The sequence below is a fragment of the Agarilytica rhodophyticola genome (assembly GCF_002157225.2).
In the GTDB taxonomy this organism is placed as follows: domain Bacteria; phylum Pseudomonadota; class Gammaproteobacteria; order Pseudomonadales; family Cellvibrionaceae; genus Agarilytica; species Agarilytica rhodophyticola.
This window is the reverse complement of record NZ_CP020038.1, coordinates 6,168,469-6,187,748: the sequence shown is the minus strand read 5'-3', so window position 1 is coordinate 6,187,748 and position 19,280 is coordinate 6,168,469. Positions and strand designations below refer to the sequence as shown.

14 protein-coding genes are annotated in these 19,280 nt (G+C 40.7%); 10 read left to right on the top strand and 4 right to left on the bottom strand.

From position 1 onward, the window contains the following. Window positions 1–10 precede the first annotated feature (10 nt). From BVC89_RS25575 to BVC89_RS25560, 4 genes are read left to right on the top strand one after another with little or no spacing between them, the layout of a single operon-like run. A complete protein-coding gene (locus BVC89_RS25575; protein ID WP_086933929.1) occupies window positions 11–538 on the top strand; it encodes a MotA/TolQ/ExbB proton channel family protein in 528 nt (175 codons plus the stop codon). A 31-nt stretch (window positions 539–569) separates the two neighbouring features. Beyond that, window positions 570–965, top strand: a complete 396-nt coding sequence (locus tag BVC89_RS25570) for an ExbD/TolR family protein (RefSeq protein ID WP_086933928.1) — start codon at window positions 570–572, stop codon at window positions 963–965. 12 nt (window positions 966–977) lie between these two features. Continuing rightward, on the top strand, window positions 978–1,580 hold the full coding sequence (locus BVC89_RS25565; RefSeq protein ID WP_086933927.1) for an energy transducer TonB: 603 nt from the start codon (window positions 978–980) through the stop codon (window positions 1,578–1,580). Window positions 1,581–1,594: 14 nt separating this feature from the next. Continuing rightward, on the top strand, window positions 1,595–3,007 hold the full coding sequence (locus tag BVC89_RS25560; RefSeq protein WP_086933926.1) for a tetratricopeptide repeat protein: 1,413 nt from the start codon (window positions 1,595–1,597) through the stop codon (window positions 3,005–3,007). Window positions 3,008–3,152: 145 nt separating this feature from the next. On the opposite strand, the gene ilvD is transcribed toward BVC89_RS25560, so the two are convergent. Together ilvD and BVC89_RS25550 are read right to left on the bottom strand one after the other, a co-directional pair. Beyond that, window positions 3,153–4,994 (bottom strand): dihydroxy-acid dehydratase, encoded by a 1,842-nt coding sequence (gene ilvD / locus BVC89_RS25555; RefSeq protein ID WP_086933925.1) that lies wholly within the window; start codon window positions 4,992–4,994, stop codon window positions 3,153–3,155. Between the two features lie 254 nt (window positions 4,995–5,248). Further along, window positions 5,249–5,878, bottom strand: coding sequence for a TetR/AcrR family transcriptional regulator (locus BVC89_RS25550; RefSeq protein ID WP_086933924.1), 630 nt, complete (start codon window positions 5,876–5,878; stop codon window positions 5,249–5,251). A gap of 227 nt (window positions 5,879–6,105) precedes the next feature. On the opposite strand from BVC89_RS25550, the gene BVC89_RS25545 reads away from it, so the two are divergent. The 3 genes from BVC89_RS25545 to BVC89_RS25535 all read left to right on the top strand — a co-directional run bounded on the left by BVC89_RS25545 (window position 6,106) and on the right by BVC89_RS25535 (window position 9,998). Then, complete coding sequence (locus BVC89_RS25545; RefSeq protein WP_086933923.1) at window positions 6,106–6,636, top strand: redoxin domain-containing protein; 531 nt, start codon at window positions 6,106–6,108, stop codon at window positions 6,634–6,636. A gap of 175 nt (window positions 6,637–6,811) precedes the next feature. Beyond that, the gene (locus BVC89_RS25540) at window positions 6,812–9,196 is read left to right on the top strand and encodes an efflux RND transporter permease subunit (RefSeq protein ID WP_086933922.1); all 2,385 of its coding nucleotides are present in this window, start codon (window positions 6,812–6,814) and stop codon (window positions 9,194–9,196) included. Further along, a complete protein-coding gene (locus tag BVC89_RS25535) occupies window positions 9,177–9,998 on the top strand; it encodes an outer membrane lipoprotein-sorting protein (protein WP_245929234.1) in 822 nt (273 codons plus the stop codon). The genes BVC89_RS25540 and BVC89_RS25535 overlap by 20 nt, the downstream gene beginning before the upstream one ends. A gap of 375 nt (window positions 9,999–10,373) precedes the next feature. On the opposite strand, the gene BVC89_RS25530 is transcribed toward BVC89_RS25535, so the two are convergent. Further along, on the bottom strand, window positions 10,374–11,843 hold the full coding sequence (locus tag BVC89_RS25530) for a vanadium-dependent haloperoxidase (RefSeq protein WP_086933921.1): 1,470 nt from the start codon (window positions 11,841–11,843) through the stop codon (window positions 10,374–10,376). 104 nt (window positions 11,844–11,947) lie between these two features. Further along, on the bottom strand, window positions 11,948–13,504 hold the full coding sequence (locus BVC89_RS25525; RefSeq protein ID WP_086933920.1) for an FAD-dependent monooxygenase: 1,557 nt from the start codon (window positions 13,502–13,504) through the stop codon (window positions 11,948–11,950). Window positions 13,505–14,569: 1,065 nt separating this feature from the next. On the opposite strand from BVC89_RS25525, the gene BVC89_RS25520 reads away from it, so the two are divergent. Genes BVC89_RS25520 through BVC89_RS25510 form a run of 3 tightly spaced genes read left to right on the top strand, consistent with a single transcriptional unit; the run spans window position 14,570 to window position 19,268 of the window. After that, entirely contained in the window at window positions 14,570–15,607 is a 1,038-nt protein-coding gene (locus BVC89_RS25520; RefSeq protein WP_216825051.1) for a sulfite exporter TauE/SafE family protein, read from the top strand. Window positions 15,608–15,647: 40 nt separating this feature from the next. Further along, on the top strand, window positions 15,648–17,594 hold the full coding sequence (locus BVC89_RS25515) for an NAD(P)/FAD-dependent oxidoreductase (protein ID WP_086933919.1): 1,947 nt from the start codon (window positions 15,648–15,650) through the stop codon (window positions 17,592–17,594). Window positions 17,595–17,615: 21 nt separating this feature from the next. Further along, window positions 17,616–19,268 carry an aromatic amino acid ammonia-lyase gene (locus BVC89_RS25510; RefSeq protein ID WP_086933918.1) on the top strand — a complete coding sequence of 551 codons (1,653 nt, stop codon included), beginning with the start codon at window positions 17,616–17,618 and terminating at the stop codon, window positions 19,266–19,268. The last annotated feature ends 12 nt before the right edge of the window (window positions 19,269–19,280 follow it).

The following is a 19,280-nucleotide window of genomic DNA, read 5'->3' as shown; positions in this document are numbered from 1 at the left end:
GAGAACAGCCATGCTGACTTTGATTGAAGCGCTTGAAGATATTAGGAGCTTCATCGACTCCGGCGGTCCGATTTTGATCGTGATCGCTGCCTTGACTTTCATGATGTGGACTTTGCTGTTTGAGCGCTTTTGGTTTTACAAAGGCTCTCTTAGTAAGTTAGTTAACTCGACGTTGGAACATTGGGAGGCTCGCCCAGAGCGAACTTCTTGGAATGCTCATAAGATCCGAGATGCTATGATTTCTCGCGTTAGCGAAAAAATTAATGCAAATTTGGATATGCTTGGCACTATGGTAGCTCTTTGCCCTCTAATGGGGTTATTAGGTACTGTTACGGGCATGATTGAAGTGTTCAACGTTCTTGCTATTACCGGTGGTGGTGATGCCAAATCTATGGCTGCTGGTGTATCGCGTGCAACAATACCAACTATGGCTGGTATGGTGGCCGCTCTATCCGGTGTATTTGGCACCACATACATCAATAAAATAGCGAAGCGTGAAAATCAATTACTCGAAGACCATTTGACGATGGACCACTAATGTGGCCCATCGCGTTTTATAGAGAATAGACATGAGTAGACGAGCAGAAGCTGAAGAAGATGCAGGGGCAATTGACTTAACGCCCATGCTTGATGTGGTATTTATCATGTTGATCTTCTTTATTGTTACAGCATCCTTTATTAAAGAACCCGGTACTGAAATTAACAGGCCTGATGCGACAACCGCTACGTTGGTTAAAACACCGATATTGGTGGCAGTCACTGAAGGTAACAAAGTTTGGATTAATCGAAACGAAGTGGATATTCGCCAAGTGAAGACTCAACTTCAAGTTCTTTTGGCTGAAACACCAAGAGGTAAAGTGGTTATTCAAGCTGACCGTGAAGCAAATATTAAAACATTGACAGAAGTTGCTCAGGCCGCGAGAGAACTTGGCGTTAACGCTATTTCGCTGTCTACTGAGCAATAGGGTAGGTTGCATATGAACCCAGCAAGAGTTATTACGTCCTTAGTGCCTGCAGGTATTGTTACCGCTGGACTGCTACTGACGATGCATATTTTAATATTGCAGAACCTCGAAGAGCCTTCCGAAGGCGAAGAGTTTAAACTTCCTGATATTACCATGCCTGATCAACAGATCACCACGGAATACGATACATCAAAACCCGACAAGCCAGAGCAACCAGACGAGCCACCACCAGAGCTTCCTGAGCCTGAGTTTGAGAACTTAGAGGCAGACACTAGTCTTTCTGTTTCTCCGAACTTGGGAGCTAAACTTGATATTGGCGGAATTGGTGGTTTCTCTTCTGACGGTGACTATCTGCCTATTGTGAAGCCTGCACCTAAATATCCTAGTCGTGCTGCTGCAAGAGGTATCGAAGGGTATTGTACTGTGGAATATACTGTGACTAAGACAGGTGAAACGCGAGATATCGTTGTTGTGGATTGTCCCAATAAAATATTTTCAAGTTCTTCTGTTAAGGCTGCAGCTAAGTTTAAATACAAGCCTAAGGTTATCGACGGTGAAGCTATCGAAGTTCCCGGTGTTAGAAACCGCTTCACTTTCCAAATGGGTCAGCAATAGAGAGGTGGCTACTTATGAAAATTGCTAACACGCTTAAGTTGTTCAGTATGGGTGCAGTGGTGTCGGCTGCGGCATATATTGCTCCTGTAGTAGTAGACAAGACTGCGCAGACCTTCGGAGTGAACACCGGCTTGGTTACGCAAGCCTATGCTCAAGCAAAGAAGAAAAAAACCCGTAAATTGCCTGGTATCAGTGAAGCAACAATGAAAAAGTTGGGGGTGGTTACTGAGTTTGTAACCCCTGACACTGAAAAGAATCCTGATGCTAAACCAGACTTTCAGAAAGCGTTGAAAGAGCTTCAAAAGATGGAGCGCTCTTGTAAGGATAAATGTAATAAATATGAGTTATCTCAGATTTATCGTTTTTATGCCTTCGCTTACTATTCGCTTGATGATTATCCTAGAGCGATTGGTGCTTATAAGAAAGTTGTGGCTCAGTCACCAGAAATTCCAATTGCGGTTGAACTTGACGCATTATATGCCTTAGCACAGTTAAACTTTGCTCAAGATAACTTTGATGATTCTCTTAAGTATCTAGATCGATGGATAGCTCTATCGACTGTAGTAGGTTCGGATATTTTCTTCCTTAAAGGAACTATCCTTTATACGAAAGGGGATAAGAAGGGCGCAGCGACTAATGTTAATAAAGCAATTAGCATGGTTGAGGCCAATGGTAAAGTTGCTAAAGAGCAGTGGTATAGCTTACAGCTAGCACTTAACTTGGAGAAAGAGTCTTATAAGCCTTCAAAAGCAATTTTGGAGAAGTTGATTCGCAATTATCCCAATGTTAAGTACTGGACCCAGTTTGCTAATGTAAATGGCTTATTGGAGCGTGAATCTGATCAGCTTCACTCTTTAGATGCTGTCTATATTCAGAACAAGCTGAAGAAGCGTCAAGACATTGTTAACTTAGCCTATCTTTACCTGGGTGAAGATGTACCTTACAAAGCCGCTAAAGTACTAGAAAAAGGCATGGCTGAGAAAAATGTTGAGCGCAATGTTAAGTACCTTAAGGTTTTAGCTAGTGCATGGCGAGCAGCGCGTGAGCCGAAAAAAGCTATTGCAGCATTGAACGAAGCTGCCAAAGCTGCAGTGAAAGAAGACGCAGCTAAAAGAGGAGAGAAGAACTACAAGCCTGAGGCAGGAAACATTCAGTCTGAGCTAGTAGGTTTGCATCTCGATCTTGATGATAGTAAAGCTGCAGTTGAAGCTGGTAAGAGAGCCTTACGCGCTGGTAACTTGAAGCGAGCTTGTGAGGTGCATACTAATATGGGTATTGCCTATGTTGATATGAAGCAGTTCAAGTCAGCGATAAACTCTTTTGACAAAGCAGCCGATGATAAACAATGTCGGGCTGTAGTGGGCAACTGGAAAAAGTATGCTCAAAATGAACAACGTCAGAAAGAAGAGTTAGAGCGATCTTTGTAAACTGATGCAGCAATAACTTTTATAAAGGGGGCCTAATAAGCCCCTTTTTTATTGCTGATATTTATTGCTTTTCCAAAGTTCTCTATAGAAAAGCCCTGTGTGGTTAAATGGAGACCTATTGAAATGGTCTCCGTATTTGCAAACTCTAGCGTTCTTCCAATTTTTCCAGATCCCTGATAGCACCCTTGTCTGCGCTAGTGGCGAGCATTGCATAGGCTTTAAGTGCCGGTGAAACTTTTCTGCTACGAGTTTTGGCAGGTTTCCACCCCAAGCTATTTTGTTTCTCCCGGCGCTGTTGTAATTGTGTATCGTCCAGTAAAACGTTAATCGTGCGTTTCGGGATATCTATTCTTATTAAATCGCCACTTTCTACTAAGCCAATTTCTCCGCCACTAGCTGCTTCTGGAGATACATGCCCGATAGATAAGCCTGAAGTTCCGCCAGAAAAACGACCATCTGTAAGTAGTGCACATGCTTTGCCTAAACCTTTTGATTTTAGGTAAGAGGTTGGATAAAGCATTTCTTGCATACCAGGCCCACCTTTTGGGCCTTCATAACGAATAACGACAACGGAGCCAGCTTTTACTCTATCTTCAAGAATGTCCTGGACTGCTTGATCTTGGGATTCTGTTACGTGGGCAGGGCCTTCGAAGACTAAAATAGAGTCATCTACACCAGCAGTTTTAACGACGCAGCCATCGCGGGCAATATTGCCGTACAACACTGCGAGCCCTCCTTCGAGGCTAAATGCATGTTCAAGTGAACGGATACAACCAGACTGTCTATCACCATCTAAACTCGGCCAGCGAGTGGCCTGACTAAAGGCTGTTTGTGTCGGGATACCTGCGGGGCCTGCCTTGTAAAACTCTGCAACTGTACTTTCATCATTGCGCATAATATCCCACTTATCGAGGGCTTCTTTCATGGATGCACTATGAACTGTAGGTGTTTGAGTATCTAATTTGCCAGCACGATCAAGCTCGCCTAGTATCCCCATAATTCCACCGGCACGGTGGACATCTTCAATATGATATTTTTGTGTATTGGGGGCGACCTTACATAGCTGAGGAACTTCGCGACTCAAGCTGTCAATATCTTTCATCGTAAAGTCGATTTCTGCTTCAGCGGCAATGGCTAACAAATGTAATATAGTGTTAGTTGAGCCTCCCATTGCGATATCGAGGGTCATCGCGTTAGTAAACGCCGCTTTGCTTGCGATACTTCTAGGTAGAGCTGTGACGTCGTCTTGTTCATAGTAGCGCTTTGTTAGTGAAACGATGAGTTCCCCTGCGCGTTCAAACAACTGACGCCGATCTGCGTGGGTAGCAAGTGTGGTTCCATTACCGGGTAAACTTAAACCCAGAGCTTCGGTTAGGCAGTTCATCGAATTGGCAGTGAACATACCGGAGCATGAGCCACAAGTTGGGCATGCACTGCGTTCGTACTCTGCTACTGTTTCATCGGAAGCCGAGTCATCTGCTGCAATCACCATAGCATCTACAAGGTCAAGACCGTGATCTGCTAACTTGGTCTTTCCTGCTTCCATCGGCCCGCCGGAAACAAAAATAACCGGTATATTGATGCGCATCGCAGCTATCAGCATTCCCGGTGTAATCTTGTCGCAATTGGATATGCAGACCATAGCATCGGCACAGTGAGCATTGACCATGTATTCCACAGAATCGGCAATTAAGTCTCGACTTGGTAAGCTGTAGAGCATACCGTCATGTCCCATCGCGATTCCATCATCTACCGCAATGGTATTGAATTCTTTGGCTACTCCTCCTGCTTTTTCAATTTCACGTGCAACTAATTGACCCATATCTTTTAGATGAACATGTCCAGGCACAAACTGAGTAAATGAATTGACGACGGCAATAATTGGTTTTTGGAAATCATCATCTTTCATTCCAGTGGCTCGCCATAGTGCACGAGCTCCGGCCATATTGCGTCCAGCAGTTGTTGTACGGGAGCGATATTGGGGCATGTTCCTCTCCTAAAAAGCAAATAACATAGAAAAAACGGCCGCTAAGCATAGCAGATATTACGCTGAGTGGTTTAGGAGGTACGAGGGATTCTAAGAATCGGACTCATAAATACTATAAATTGTTTAAATACATGCTCACTCTCGACTTTTTATAGAGCGATATATTTTGTCGATAAAGGTCTAGCCGAGCTTCTTTGCGAATATGCTCAGCAGGCTGTGAGTGGGGCTGAATGCTTTAGCTTAGCATCTAAGCTTTATTTACAACTATGTATGTTAATGGGAGAAGAAAGTACCATTTGTACGATAAGCTCAACGTTAGCCATCATATTTTCAGGCTCTAAGCCAGCGCGAGCACGAAAAACATAGCCTTGCCTAAAATCGAGCATAAGTCTTGCCCGTTCCATTGATGGCAGATTATTTGGCAGTGTGCCCCTAACTTTTTCAAGTTCAAAACGTCGGGATAAACGGGCGTCTATATCTAGGATGGCATGCTGCAACAGCTCTCGTGCACCTTCTACTTCCCCTACGCTTGCAGCTACACATGAGCTGAGAAAGCAGCCTTTTGTTCCGCTGCTACTCTCAGTGCTGCAGCTTATAACCGTTTCCATAAAGGAGCGAACAGCCTGCGTAATATCTGGTTCTGTTTCAAAAGCTACCAAAGGAGCACAAGCATCATTTGACACATAACAATGGATAGCTTCAATGTAAAGCGCGTGTTTATCTCCGAAAGCAGCATAAAGACTTGGGCTGTTGATTCCCATAGCTTCGGTAAGGTCTTTCATCGAAGCACCATGGTAGCCCTTTGCCCAAAAAACGTGCATGGCAGCTAAAAGCGCTTGTCCTCGATCAAAAGAGAGTGGCCTGCCTATTTTCTTTTTTATCATTCGATACAAATTCCTCTCTTATTATTTACTGATTAATTTAATACTGTTCGTCATAAAAAAGAAAGGTCAATATCTATAAATATCAATTTTTTAGCACTTTTAACCACATTTTTAAGTTAGTTAGAGTAGTATAATGAATCTTATTTTTGTAATGTTTGTAAAAATATCTTGACCTTTTAAATTCGGTATAATTTAATAGCAATCATTACAAAATAAGAGATTGAATTATGGCCTCTACAAAGCTTGCAGCAGGGCAAACTGTTCCTGATATCACTGTTCAAAAATTAGGTGGAGGGGAAATTCACCTTCCAACGCCAGCTGAAAACTATGACTGGAGAATGGTGGTTGTCTATCGGGGTAAACATTGTCCTCTCTGCACAAACTACCTATCAAAATTGAATGAACTTGTCCCCGAATTTAATGCAATTGGAATTGATGTTGTTGCCTTATCTGCAGACCCAGAAGAAAAGGCGCAAGCTCAGATGAGTGATGTAAAGCCGGATATTGAAGTGGGCTATGGTTTGACAATTGAGCAGATGCAGAAACTGGGCTTGTATATCTCTAACCCATTTTCCGCAGCAGAGACAGACCGTCCGTTTTCTGAACCCGCAGTTTTGGTTATCAACGAAAAAGCTGAATTACAGATTGTGGATATGTCTAACGCACCATTTGCCCGGCCCGAACTTAACTCAATGTTAATGGGGCTTAAATTTATCCGTAACCCCGCCAATAACTATCCAGTTCGCGGTACATATTAAATGCTGATTTAAAAAATAATTTATAGATTACTTGGCTGATGGTGATTTGAGTAAACACTTTAATCGCCGTTGGCCTGCAACTATTGCCCCCTGACAAAGCTAATGTAGTTGTTGGGGAAATTAATAATAAACCGAAAAATCGGTTTAAAGCTTGTAAACCTAGAGAGGTAGGTTCATGCATTCACACGATGACAAGAAAGAATGGGCAGCGCGTTATGCTGACTGGGTCATTCGATGGCGCTGGCTAGTGCTGTTGGCGGCTGTAGTAACTGTGATAATGGCGGCTTCAGGTGGTCGGTTTATCGAGTTTAACAACGACTATAGAGTTTTCTTCAGTAAAGATAATCCGCAGTTGCAAGCCTTCGAGCGATTGCAGCGTACTTATACGAAAAGTGACAACATTCTTTTTGCAGTAGTTCCACCCGAAGGGGATGCTTTCTCAGCAGACATGTTGGCAGCAGTAGAAGAGCTAACTGAAAAAGCGTGGCATTTACCATTTGCTTTGCGTGTTGACTCTGTAACAAATTTTCAATATACCTCAGCTGAAGGTGATGACCTTCTGGTGAGAGACCTGGCTGAAGGTGCTACGGCATATAGTCGAGAACAATTATCGAAGGTTAAACAGGTCGCGCTCAGCGAGCCATTTCTCGCAGGACAGCTGGTTAATTCTGATGGTTCTATCACCGGGGTTAACGTAACTTTCCAATTGCCAGAAAAATCCATGGATGAGGGTCCCAAAGCGGTAGCTGGAGCCAGAGCGTTGGTTGCCGAACTTGAAGAAAAATATGGAGTTAAAATACATACGACGGGCACCGTCATGTTATTTAATGCTTTCTTTGAATCTTCAATGAAAGACATGGGGTCGCTGGTGCCGATGATGTACGGCATCATTATTTTAATTACTTATTTGTTGGTGCGCTCATTTACTGCGACTATCGCAACAACATTAGTGATAATTTTTTCTGTGCTGACGGCAATGGGGCTGGCCGGACATATTGGTATTAAGCTAACACCTCCTTCTTCTGCCGCCCCAACAATTATAATGACTCTGGCTGTGGCTGACTCGATACATGTTCTGGTTACACTCTTTAGTGGTATGCGCGGTCAGATGAATAAAATTGATGCTTTGAAAGAAAGTTTACGTGTTAATTTTGGACCAATTTTTCTTACCTCTGTGACTACAGCAGTTGGCTTTTTATCGATGAACTTTAGTGATGCGCCACCAATGCGTGATCTAGGTAATATCACCGCTATGGGTGTTATGGCTGCATTAGTGTATTCGGTAACTTTATTGCCTGCTCTAATGGCGATTTTACCTGCACGTGCCCATAAGAAGAAAAGTAACGGCATTATCGATAGTGTTACTAGTTCCTTAGCTGACTTTGTTATACGTCGTTACAAACCTGTTCTAGCAGCAGCGACCGTAATATCAATAACACTATTAAGTTTAATTCCACTTAATCAATTAGATGATAATTTCGTTAGCTACTTTGATGAATCTACCTCATTCCGTCAGGACACTGATTTCATAAATCAGAACCTTTCTGGTGTTTATCAATTACAGTACTCGCTAGATTCCGGCAATACTAATGGTGTCAGCGATCCAGAGTTTCTTAATAAAGTACACAGTTTTGTTGATTGGTTACGTCAGCAGCCAGAAGTTACTCATGTTAATACTATTAGTGATACCTTCCACCGTTTAAATAAAAATTTACATGGTGATGATCCGGATTTCTATCGTTTACCGGAAGCTTCTGAACTGGCTGCGCAGTATTTATTGCTGTACGAGCTTTCATTGCCTTATGGTTTGGACCTTAACAATCAGCTCAATGTGAGTAAGTCATCTACTCAAGTTATCGTAACCCTTGAAGATATGGGTTCTATGCAGTTACGTGATGTCGCTGAAAGAGGGACTCATTGGTTACGAGAAAATACTGGTATCGAGTCTTACGGCGTGGGCCCTGCAATTATGTTTGCTTATATCGCCGAACGTAATATAAAAAGTATGTTAGTTGGTACATTAATCGCCATATTGGTAATTTCTTTGTTAATTACTTTTGCATTGCGCAGTCTTCGCTTAGGCGCTTTAAGTTTAATTCCGAACTTATTGCCAGCGGGTCTCGCTTTTGGTTTATGGGGAATATTAGTAGCCGAAGTCAACGTTGCAGTATCTATGGTGGTTGGTATGGCACTGGGAATTGTCGTTGATGATACTGTCCATTTTCTTAGTAAATACTTACGCGCAAGGCGCGAGCAAGGTCTAGATGCCGAAGCTGCAATTCGTTATGCATTTTCTTCGGTAGGGGTCGCGATACTTGTTACTTCCGTTATCTTAATTGCTGGCTTTTCCGTATTGGCTCAATCCAGTTTTGGTATGAATTCTAATATGGCCATCCTGACAGCAATTTCTATTCTTATGGCGCTGATTGCAGACTTTACTCTGCTGCCGGCCCTTTTGCTGTGGCTCGATCGTAATCCTCCGAGTGAGGAGCTTGCTAGTGCCCCAATTACATCATCCACCAATAGCGAGGAAAAAGATTATGTGCGCAACCCTGTTTAAAAGTAAGCGAGCGAGTATGCTGACGTCGATTGCCATGATAGCCGCGCTAGGGGCGGCGGCAATTACTAATGCTGCCACTCAATCCACACAAGAAAAAGGCTTGGATGTTGCTCGCGAAGCTGATCGTCGTGATACTGGCTTTACTGATACCAGCAATAACTTAGTAATGATTTTGCGTAATAAATATGGTGAAGAAACTATACGTCGTATGCGAAATAAAACACTTGAGCAAGAAAGTGATGGTGATAAAAGTATAATTGTGTTTGATAACCCTAGTGATGTTAAAGGGACTGCATTTTTATCTTTTACTCATAAAGTAGAGCAAGATGATCAGTGGTTGTACTTGCCTGCACTTAAGCGTGTTAAGCGTATTTCATCTAGCAATAAGTCTGGCCCTTTTATGGGTAGTGAATTTGCTTATGAAGACATGTCTTCTCAGGAAGTTGAGAAATATACTTATAATTACTTACGAGATGAAACTATTGATGGTCGCGACCACTTTGTTGTTGAACGTGACCCTGTTGATCCTAAGTCGGGCTATTCTCGACAGGAGGTTTGGTACGATAAAACTGAGTATCGAGTATGGAAGGTAAATTTCTATGATCGCAAAGGAGAGCTTCTAAAAACTCTCTCGGTTTCCAACTATGAGAAATTTCTCGATAAATATTGGCGAGCAAATATATGGAAGATGGTCAATCACCAAACTGGGAAAAGTACAGAGCTTAAATTTGCAGATTGGACATTTCGCAATGGCTTTTCCGATAGAGATTTTTCAAAGAATAGTTTAGCGCGAGCTAAATAAATAGCTTCAAAGAAAAGAAATATAAATATCAAAGGTGCACTTTAGTGTGCACCTTCTTAAAAAGAAAAAATACTTTTTTATAAAGTATAATTTGCTCTTTAACAAATAGCCTATTTCATAAAAAATATTATCTGCTTACGTAGATGTTGTATTTGTATTAACGTATGTTGTAATTGGCGAGAATATTATTAGTCGATTCGGCTAAGTGAAGACTAGCTCTGGTAAGAAGATGTGTATTCTTCTAGAGTTTTTAATTTTTTAAGAGGTTGCGTATAGTTTTAGATATAATTCGATACCAAACTAAAAAGCCAGCTAGGGGTACTATTTCCTAGCTGGTTTTATTACTTCACTACTTCTACTTGTTATTAATGAGAATTATTTTTCAGGCTTGCCTAGCATATGCTGAAGTACAAAATCGAATGCGTATTGTGCAACTTCACGGCCAATATCTTGTCCAGCAGGAATAGCAGCAGGGAACTGAACGCCAGCCCAAATTCGACTTTGGCCACAGTCTGTTTCCCAATCAGTCCATGTGTCGAAAGTGCTAAACATATCCATGGCTGGAGTAATTCCTGGTTCGATATTAGAACTTCCCTTGGGGTGAGGTACAGTCCAAGTTAATGTGTCTGAATCAAAAAATGTACGAGAAATTTCGGCGTGAGCACTGCATAGAGCAGCAGTAGCTGAGGGATAACTAGGGTGATCTGGAACGTCAATGTAGCTTTTCCACTGGTTAGCCGGAAGATCGTTCACAGTGCCTTCGCCAGCACCACCCCATGCTGTTACATGTCTGTTGCCAAAAATATAGTTAATAGCACTAAAGGGGCGGACGCTGTCATAGCGACGTTTTTCCTGCCAGATAGCGATAGCGGTATCAAAGCTTGCGACATTTAGCATAAAGTCATAATGAATCCAATCAAGGAGTGTTTGGTTTTGTTGTCTTGTTATGTGAATTGCAGAAAAACCTAAGCTTCTAAATCTGTCATTAAATAATTCTGCTTTCATTTTACGTTCGTCATTTAAAGAAGCTGAATTCTCAAGTACAACTTTTGCTTGGTTCTTATATGCTGGGTAGTTCCAAACCTGGCTTTCTATAGGGTATGGGGCACGAAAGATCTTTGGACTTTCAAAAGATAGGGGTGTTACTTTTTGTAGTTGAGGTGTAACAAATTGTTGAATTGCAAAAGAACCTGTAGAGCTTTGTTTCAGTTGTGGTTGCCAGCGAGAAGGATCACGCAGGCGATAAGCAGTATTTCTTGGGCGATAGCCTGTGTAATCACTGTAAGGTACTTGATTATATTTTTGGCCTTTAGCGTTACCCAATTGATTCATACCATCGTTTAAACGGGCAAGAATAATCGATTTTCCTGCGACGTTACCAATGCCTTCAGGAGTGGTTGTGTCTTCCGATTCATTATCAGGGTCGAGGCCCACGTCTTGCAACATTTTTCTCCAGCGTGGTTCTTGATCAGGAATTAAAGCCATTAACACATGGTAGGAAGCATGTATCATTGCAATATTCATATTGCGGTGGGTTTCTGCTTCATCAGCTGGACGGCGGCCAAGCGATGAATATATACCAACAGCAGTATCGTGGTAAGGAGCGGTTGCATCAAACCAAGCGTTGGTAACAAAAGTTGTAATACGTGGAACCACTGTAGAATTTGCTGTGGAAACTGAAACAGATTCATACACAGCAGGCCCTACATTGGGCACAACGACATCTGTTGATGCATCGCCATTGTCAAAATCAAACTCCACCGCATTTACATAAAGACTTGTTGTAGATAGTGCGAACAATATAGCAAACATATTGTTGGTTAATTTTTTAAAGCGTTTTTTCATCGGTTACATTCTCCTGCATAGTTTTTATAGCTCAACGCCATGCAGGCACTCTTTATAAAAAGTGTCTGCATGTGCCTTGAAGATTAAAGGTGTGTATTTCTTTGTTAGCTGCTTGCTGGGCAAAGCCAGTCGCTTAGGTAGTCCAGTAGTAGTGAGGCATCGGTTAGTAAGCAGTGACAGAATACATAACCGTCTGGGCGGATTAGATAAATATGTGGCTGGTCATAAGTGCCGTAACGTGAAGCAAACTCTTCGCTTTCTTCAGTCACAGAAACTTGAATTGATTCGCCAAAGCGCGCTGATACAACGGCAGCTATCTCTTCCATCGCTCTATTATCTGCATCTTTTTGTGCTGCAATTAATAAAGTCATACGCGGGTGACGTAATATATCTAGAAGTCGAGTTTCACCTTGTAAGGAGACGTTCGGAGCACGATTGCCAGGAAGGATTCCGTTATCAAGTTTTAGCTCAGGAGCTAAAGAAATTGCATCGCGATAGTTATAGCTAAGACCAGAGATCAAAGAAACGGTGTTGTTATGCCATCCATCTGTTTGTGTTAGCTGCATGCGATCTTCCATTCCGCGACCATGAGCCATAATTATATCGTGCATAGCATCGGTACCAGCAAGTACTTGCTTACCAATTGGCATTCGCTCAAGGCTGTAAGTGTCGAGTAATTTACGTTGAGCTTTACCGCTGGCTACCAATGCTAATTTCCAGCCGAGGTTGAATGCATCCTGCATACCTACATTCATACCCTGGCCACCAGATGGAGAATGTACATGAGCAGCATCGCCGGCGAGGAAAATATTACCATTGCGATAATCGCTTGCGATGCGTCTTCTTACTTCCCATTTTCTTTCTAGCACAGGCTCGGCTAGTGTGGTGCCCTCGACGTGTTGATCAATCAGATTCTGGAATAATTCTCGTCTTGTTTGATTTGGATCTTCGGCTTCTCCCATACCACTAACTCCAAGTCGATGATAACCGCTTGGCATTTTTGTTACTAACAAAAACTTTTCTCTCGAAATATAGTAGTGAACCCAATCGTCGCTGCCTTCGAAACCCTCGGCTGAGGTATCCATCATTTGCATGATCATTCCCTCGTATTTACTGCCAGTGAAATCCAAGTCAGCAGCTGTTCTAACGAAACTGTTTACACCATCGCAACCTACTACCCACGTAGGTTCGATAATTTCCTCTTCTGAAGAATCTGCTCGGCGTAAAACTGCTCGACATCGTTCACCATCTTGTTTGAGTTCTATTAATTCTGTCGACCATTCCGGTCTAACATCATAGGTCATATCGAGATGTTCGCGCAGATGTTTGTCTGTTTCACTTTGATCGTATACCAACACGTAAGGGTAATCAGTATCAAGTTTTGTAAAGTCGAGCGTTGGATGGGCATCTTTGCCTTGAAAACTGAAGTAAAACCCGCGGCTTTTTATTCCTACATTGAGAAAGTGATGTGCTATACCCATGTGTTCTAGCATTTCCATTGTTTTAGCATGTAATGTAAATGCGCGAGACATTGTTGTTGGCTCTTTGCGTTTTTCGATCATACGAAAATTGATACCGCGACGAGCTAACTCTATTGCTAATATCATTCCAGTCGGACCAGCGCCGACGATAAGAATATCGCTTTTGCTTGTTGAGGTCATTTACCTGTCTCCTAATTAGTAATAAATTATCGGTATTTTCTACCGGTATTTTCTCTACCGAAATTTTGTTGAAAACTGGATGGGGAAGAGTATTAAGATTTATAAGGGTTAAAGACTATACCCTATACTGCCTTTGTGTGTTTTTAATATCAATCTCATGCTATCTAACGTATTGGCATTTATAAAGTCGTATTTTTTATGGTTAGGTTTTGTAGACATTAAATTGTATTATATTTTGGTATTGCATTTGATTTAATTTTTGAATTTATTTTTTATACGTATTCATTTTTATCTTAATTGTTTTATTTTTTAATGTTTTTAATGGTTAAAATATTTTGAGTAGGCGCAATTATCTTTTGTTTGTCACTTTAATTTAATTGTTTAAATACCTTTAGGTTTAAATGATGCTGGTCTTTTATTTTCTTGATTTTTTATTTTTATATGGGTTTTTTTATCTAATGGTTTTCGTTTGATTATTAATTTTTGGTATTGAATATAAATAATTTCATGCACTTTTTTGTTTCCCTCTGCTGCTTTATAAAGCTTATGTCGCTTAATTTTGACTTTTTATATTGTTTTTTCCTTCTCTTTGGTTTTATTCGGCGTTTTAATTATTAGTTAGACGCTTTAACTTTTTTTTGTTGATTTATTTGTGAATTGTTAATCGTTAAGTATAAATTTTAATGCACTTTTTTTGTTCGCCTTTTTTATTTGTTTTTTTTCATGTTTTCTAGATGCTGTTCGTTTTAAAATTCCAAATGTTTTTAAATTTTTTTGTAACTTTTTTGTAGTTATATTTTGCAATATTTAATAATGCTTTCTCCTCTTCTTTGGTTTTATGTTTTTTGGCGTCATAAATTTAGTCTGTAAGTATTTGTTTATAATTTTTTAAGTTTGCGTCTATTTTTTTGTTGCTTTATTTTTTTGTTTTTTATAGTTTTAAATTATTGTCGTTTTTATTTTTTACACATTGTTTGTATTTTGTTGAATTTGTATTACTAATTGGTTAGTGTTGAACAATCAGCACTTTTCTTCTTTCACCAGCAGATAAATTTTTAACCACATATGTCTACTATTATTAATCGTATAACTCGCTATCCGATTATCTCGGCAGCTTTGCTTGTTTGGGGTTTTTGGTTAATTATGATGTCAGTTGGAGACCATTGGCATTTTTTCTCAACTAACTGGTTTATGTCTGTAGTAATGATGTTTGGATCTTTTGTTGCAGGATCAACCAGTGTCGGTGGTGGTGCAGTTGCATTTCCGGTAATGACTTTAGGGTTTTCCATCGAACCTAATGTAGCAAGGGATTTTGCTTTAATGATCCAAGCCTTTGGCATGAGCGCAGCAGCATTTACAATTTTTTGTTCAAGAACTCCGGTTGAATGGCGTGCAGTATTGTTCTCTTCTATTGGTGGTGTCGCCGGGATTATTGTTGGTATAGAGGTGTTGTCACCTTTATTGCCATCGGCATATATAAAAATATTCTTCACTTCTTTCTGGCTGAGTTTCGCCATTATTCTGTACATTGCTAATCGTAGTCGTGAGCCTATCCAGCATGCCCCAATTTTCACCGCAAAAACAAAAATATTATTTTTAGTTGTAGGATTTATTGGAGGTGTGGTGAGTGGTCTAACCGGTAGCGGCTTGGATATAGTTGTTTTTGTCTTACTTGTTCTTGGTTTAAATATATGCGAAAAGGTAGCTACACCTACATCAGTAATACTGATGGCAACCAACGCAGTTGTTGGCTTTGTCTGGAAAGGTATGTTTGGTTCTCCTCTAGCGACTGAGGCTTGGGGTTATTGGTATGTCTGCGTACCTATTGTCGTTATCGGTGCTCCTCTTGGAGCTCTATTTATCAGAGGGCGATCTCGCTTTTTTATTGCCAATTTCTTGTACTGTGCCATTATTACACAGTACTTTCTTGCCTTAATGATTATTCCCCAAACTGTCAATTTATTTGTTTTTCACCTAACAAGCATAGTTCTTGGAATCCTGTTATTCGGTTATATTGCTTTTTCAGGCCGAAGTGGTACGCCAGTAAAAAGTGTCTTATATAACCACTTTTCAAAATTCTCCAATGATTTGAAAAGAAAGTAACTCTTAACATTTTTACTTACTTAACAAATGAAAAAATACTATGAATACAGCTCACTTTACTAAATATTCAAATCCGCAGAGCGAGTCCAGTGATTTACAATTTACACAGGACTCTACCGTTAACGACTCATTTGGCATAAAAGCAGCTGGTATGGATGCTTTGAAGGAAAAACCATTATTTATGGTTTTGTCGGCAAAAATACTAAACTGGCTTTTGATGTTTGCAGGCTTGTTACCTTTTGCTTTGATAGTGCTATTACCAGTTCTAGCTATAAGTGATAGCACCAGCTCAATACTTAATTATGCTACTGTTATCTTTCTTGTCTGGGTAGTTGCTTTTGTTGCAAACCAGCTACGTTTAGTCAATAAAAAGCCTAACCTAATGCAACCTATGGAAACTCAAAAAGATAAGAGAGAGAGCGTGGTTGTTATTGGTGCAGGCCCAGTCGGCTTAGCTGTAGTAAAAGAATGTATGGAATCAGGACTTGACGTGAAGTGCTATGAAAGCAAGTCCGGTTTGGGAGGCGTTTACCGATTCGAAAAGGATAAACCAAGTGGTGTTTGGAAAAGCGCACGTTTAACATCATCTCCTTGGGTAACTGCTTTCTCGGACTTTCCCCCGTCAAGCCCATCTTCAATCCAGCATACGCATAAAGAATATGTGGACTATCTAGAGTCTTATACTGATCATTTTAATCTTAGGTCAAATATACACTTTAATACCATGGTAGAAAAGGTAGAAAAATCTGACGAAGGTTGGAGTGTCACCATTCGAGATATGGAGACAGAAAGTGTAGAAACTATCGAATGTGATCGTGTCGCTATTTGTTCTGGTGTTCATCAAACACCTAAACCTATTTCAATACCTGGAAGTGATAATTTTACGGGAAAGATAGATCATGTTGCTAATTATAAGGGGCCTGAAGACTTTGCTGGTAAGAAAGTGGTGGTAGCAGGTCTTGGCGAGTCCGGTGCAGATATAACTCATGAGTTAAGTAAGGTCGCGCAAAAGGTGGTGGTAAGTATTTCCCGCGGTAAATTTGTTATACCTCGTATTAATCCGTTAACAGGTAAAGCAAATGACTATGATACTAACCGTATACGTAATGCTGCTCCCGTATTTTTGAAAAATGGCTTTATGTCTTTAAAGCGTCGTTTGTGTGCTTATATAGGGCATCATACCCCAGAGTCTGCCGTTCGAGCTAAGCTGCTACAAGTATCAGAGCGTGGACCTAATACGCAGACAGCCACAAAGAGTGATGAGTTTATTAAATGTATACTCGATGGTAGTTTGAATATTGCACGTGAGATCGTATGCTTTGATAATAATGAAGTCGTATTCGCTGACGGAAAAAGAGAAGCAGCCGATGTAGTATTATTTGCTCATGGTTATATGCCAGAGTTTCCTTTCTTAGAATTGCCTACTGGGCTTGAGGTAAAACATCCTAGTGAAATGTACCTCAGTATGTTTGATCCAGAAGTGGGTAATAGCCTCGCGTTTTTTGGTTTTGCTCGTCCTGCCTTAGGTTCTATTCCTCCAGTAGGAGAACTACAAGCGCGTCTATTTGCACGTGTTGCTGCTGGCCAGTTAATTCTCCCAGCCAAAGAAGAAATGCAGTACAACATTAAGATAGATCAACGTGAAAACCGTGAACGCTTTCCTGGTCTGCCAAAACATAATGTGGTTGTTAGTTGGATTCCTTATATGGATAAACTAGCGACACTAATCGGCTGTCGTCCCAACCCATGGAAGTTGATTTCATCTCCAGTACTTTTATGGCGTGTTGTAACAGGTGCAGTGAATGGTGCCCACTACCGTTTACATGGCGTCGGAGCCAAACCCATTGCTAAACAGACTGTATACTTTTTGAAAGGTGAGCATGACCTAACTGAAGTATTGACTATGCTAGGTTTACATTTTTGGGTTTGGCCATTAGGGCTGATTCAGAAAAATAAGCGTTTTCAGTCTGACATTTCAAGTATTTAATATTCAGGAGTTGCAATTGTTATGAGTATACCGTCAGACGCAAGTATTATTATTGGTGAACCCCTTACATTACAGAAAATTAGAGCTGTAGCAATTGATAAACAGCCGGTTCGCTTAACTGATAATGTCGCTACGCTAAAGAAAATTACTGATTCTCACAACTTTATTCAAGAAGCTGCTGAGCGAGGAGACGCTATATATGGTGTTACTTCTAGTGTCGGGGGAATGTCCGATCTAGAAATACCAAAAGATCAGTTGTCGTTATTTCAAAATAAAATATTTTTGGATAAGAAAGTAGGAACAGGAGAGAAGCTTTCTGATGCTGACGTGCGAGCGGGGTTATTATTGCGAGCCGCATCTTTAGCATTTGGAATTTCTGGTGTGCGCCGTGAGTTAATAGAACGTATCATTCTGTTTTTGAATGAGGATGTGATTCCTACTATGTATAGTTTGGGGTCTATTGGTGCTAGTGGTGATCTAGTGCCACTATCTTATCTCGCAGGAATGCTCCGCGGCCTACCTTCTTATGAAGTCTCTTTTAAGGGTGAAATTATCAATGCCCAAGAGGCTATGCAACGTTTAAATGTTGAACCAATTGAATTTAAACCAAAGGAAACATTAGCAATAGTTAATGGTACATCTGTATTGACGGGTGTTGCTGCGAACTGTATGAATCAAGCAAAGAACCTCTTGACTCTTACGGTAGGGAATAACGCTTTATTTTTTCAGGGTTTACACGCAAGCCGAGAGGCAATGAATCCATTTATTCATGACTACAAGCCTCATAAAGGTCAGAAGTTTGCCGCTAGGCATATGGCATTGTTACTAGACGGTTCTAAACTTTGTCGTACAGAATCTGATGGTGAACATGTTCACGAAAAAGGTAAATTGATTCAGGATCGCTATTCTTTGCGTTGTTATCCACAATACTTTGGTCCTATTGTCGATGAGCTAGTAGTCAGCGAAGATCAAGTCGCGATAGAAGCAAATTCAGTTACTGATAATCCCTTAATTGATGTTGAAGCGGAAACGACTTATCACTGTGGAAACTTTCTAGGGCAATACCCCAGCGTTGCGATGGATCGTGTGCGCTACAACTTAGGTATGGTAGCGAAGTATATGGATGCGCAAATTGCATTTCTAGTTGCGCCAGAATTTAATAATGGTTTACCTCCTGCTTTAAAAGGCAATATGTCTATTACCAACATGGGACTAAATGGGCTTCAGATTTGCGGCAACTCAATTATGCCTTTGATGCTGTTTTATGGTCAGTCTTTAGGTGATAAATATGCTGTCCATGCTGAAATGTTTAATCAAAATATTAATAGTTTAGGACTGGGCGCAGCCACTTTAACAAAAGAAAGCGTGTATTTAATGGAACGTTACGCAGCTATCTGTCTTATTTTCGGTTTGCAGGCTGTTGACTTAAGAAGTTATAACAAGTTTTCTACCTATGATCCTCGACCATATCTTTCTGGTCATACACTTGCGCTATATGAAAGTGCGATGAATATACTGAACCTTCCCTTTTCTGCAGATAAACCCTTTATCTGGAATGATGCAGATCAAAACTTGGATGAGTACATAACTGCAATCGTTGAAGATTTGCAGGGGAAAAACCGTTTAACTGAAGTATTACCATCTTTCTCGATGAAAGATGCAAACATATTATAAAGAGGAAGTTCT

Excerpts from the sequence above, each read along its gene's own strand:
- BVC89_RS25540 (WP_086933922.1), top strand. The coding sequence starts at position 6,812 with ATGCATTCACACGATGACAAGAAAGAATGGGCAGCGCGTTATGCTGAC.
- BVC89_RS25575 (WP_086933929.1), top strand. The coding sequence starts at position 11 with ATGCTGACTTTGATTGAAGCGCTTGAAGATATTAGGAGCTTCATCGAC.
- BVC89_RS25570 (WP_086933928.1), top strand. The coding sequence starts at position 570 with ATGAGTAGACGAGCAGAAGCTGAAGAAGATGCAGGGGCAATTGACTTA.
- BVC89_RS25550 (WP_086933924.1), bottom strand. The coding sequence starts at position 5,878 with ATGATAAAAAAGAAAATAGGCAGGCCACTCTCTTTTGATCGAGGACAA.
- BVC89_RS25525 (WP_086933920.1), bottom strand. The coding sequence starts at position 13,504 with ATGACCTCAACAAGCAAAAGCGATATTCTTATCGTCGGCGCTGGTCCG.
- BVC89_RS25545 (WP_086933923.1), top strand. The coding sequence starts at position 6,106 with ATGGCCTCTACAAAGCTTGCAGCAGGGCAAACTGTTCCTGATATCACT.
- BVC89_RS25515 (WP_086933919.1), top strand. The coding sequence starts at position 15,648 with ATGAATACAGCTCACTTTACTAAATATTCAAATCCGCAGAGCGAGTCC.
- ilvD (WP_086933925.1), bottom strand. The coding sequence starts at position 4,994 with ATGCCCCAATATCGCTCCCGTACAACAACTGCTGGACGCAATATGGCC.
- BVC89_RS25560 (WP_086933926.1), top strand. The coding sequence starts at position 1,595 with ATGAAAATTGCTAACACGCTTAAGTTGTTCAGTATGGGTGCAGTGGTG.
- BVC89_RS25530 (WP_086933921.1), bottom strand. The coding sequence starts at position 11,843 with ATGAAAAAACGCTTTAAAAAATTAACCAACAATATGTTTGCTATATTG.
- BVC89_RS25565 (WP_086933927.1), top strand. The coding sequence starts at position 978 with ATGAACCCAGCAAGAGTTATTACGTCCTTAGTGCCTGCAGGTATTGTT.
- BVC89_RS25535 (WP_245929234.1), top strand. The coding sequence starts at position 9,177 with ATGTGCGCAACCCTGTTTAAAAGTAAGCGAGCGAGTATGCTGACGTCG.
- BVC89_RS25510 (WP_086933918.1), top strand. The coding sequence starts at position 17,616 with ATGAGTATACCGTCAGACGCAAGTATTATTATTGGTGAACCCCTTACA.
- BVC89_RS25520 (WP_216825051.1), top strand. The coding sequence starts at position 14,570 with ATGTCTACTATTATTAATCGTATAACTCGCTATCCGATTATCTCGGCA.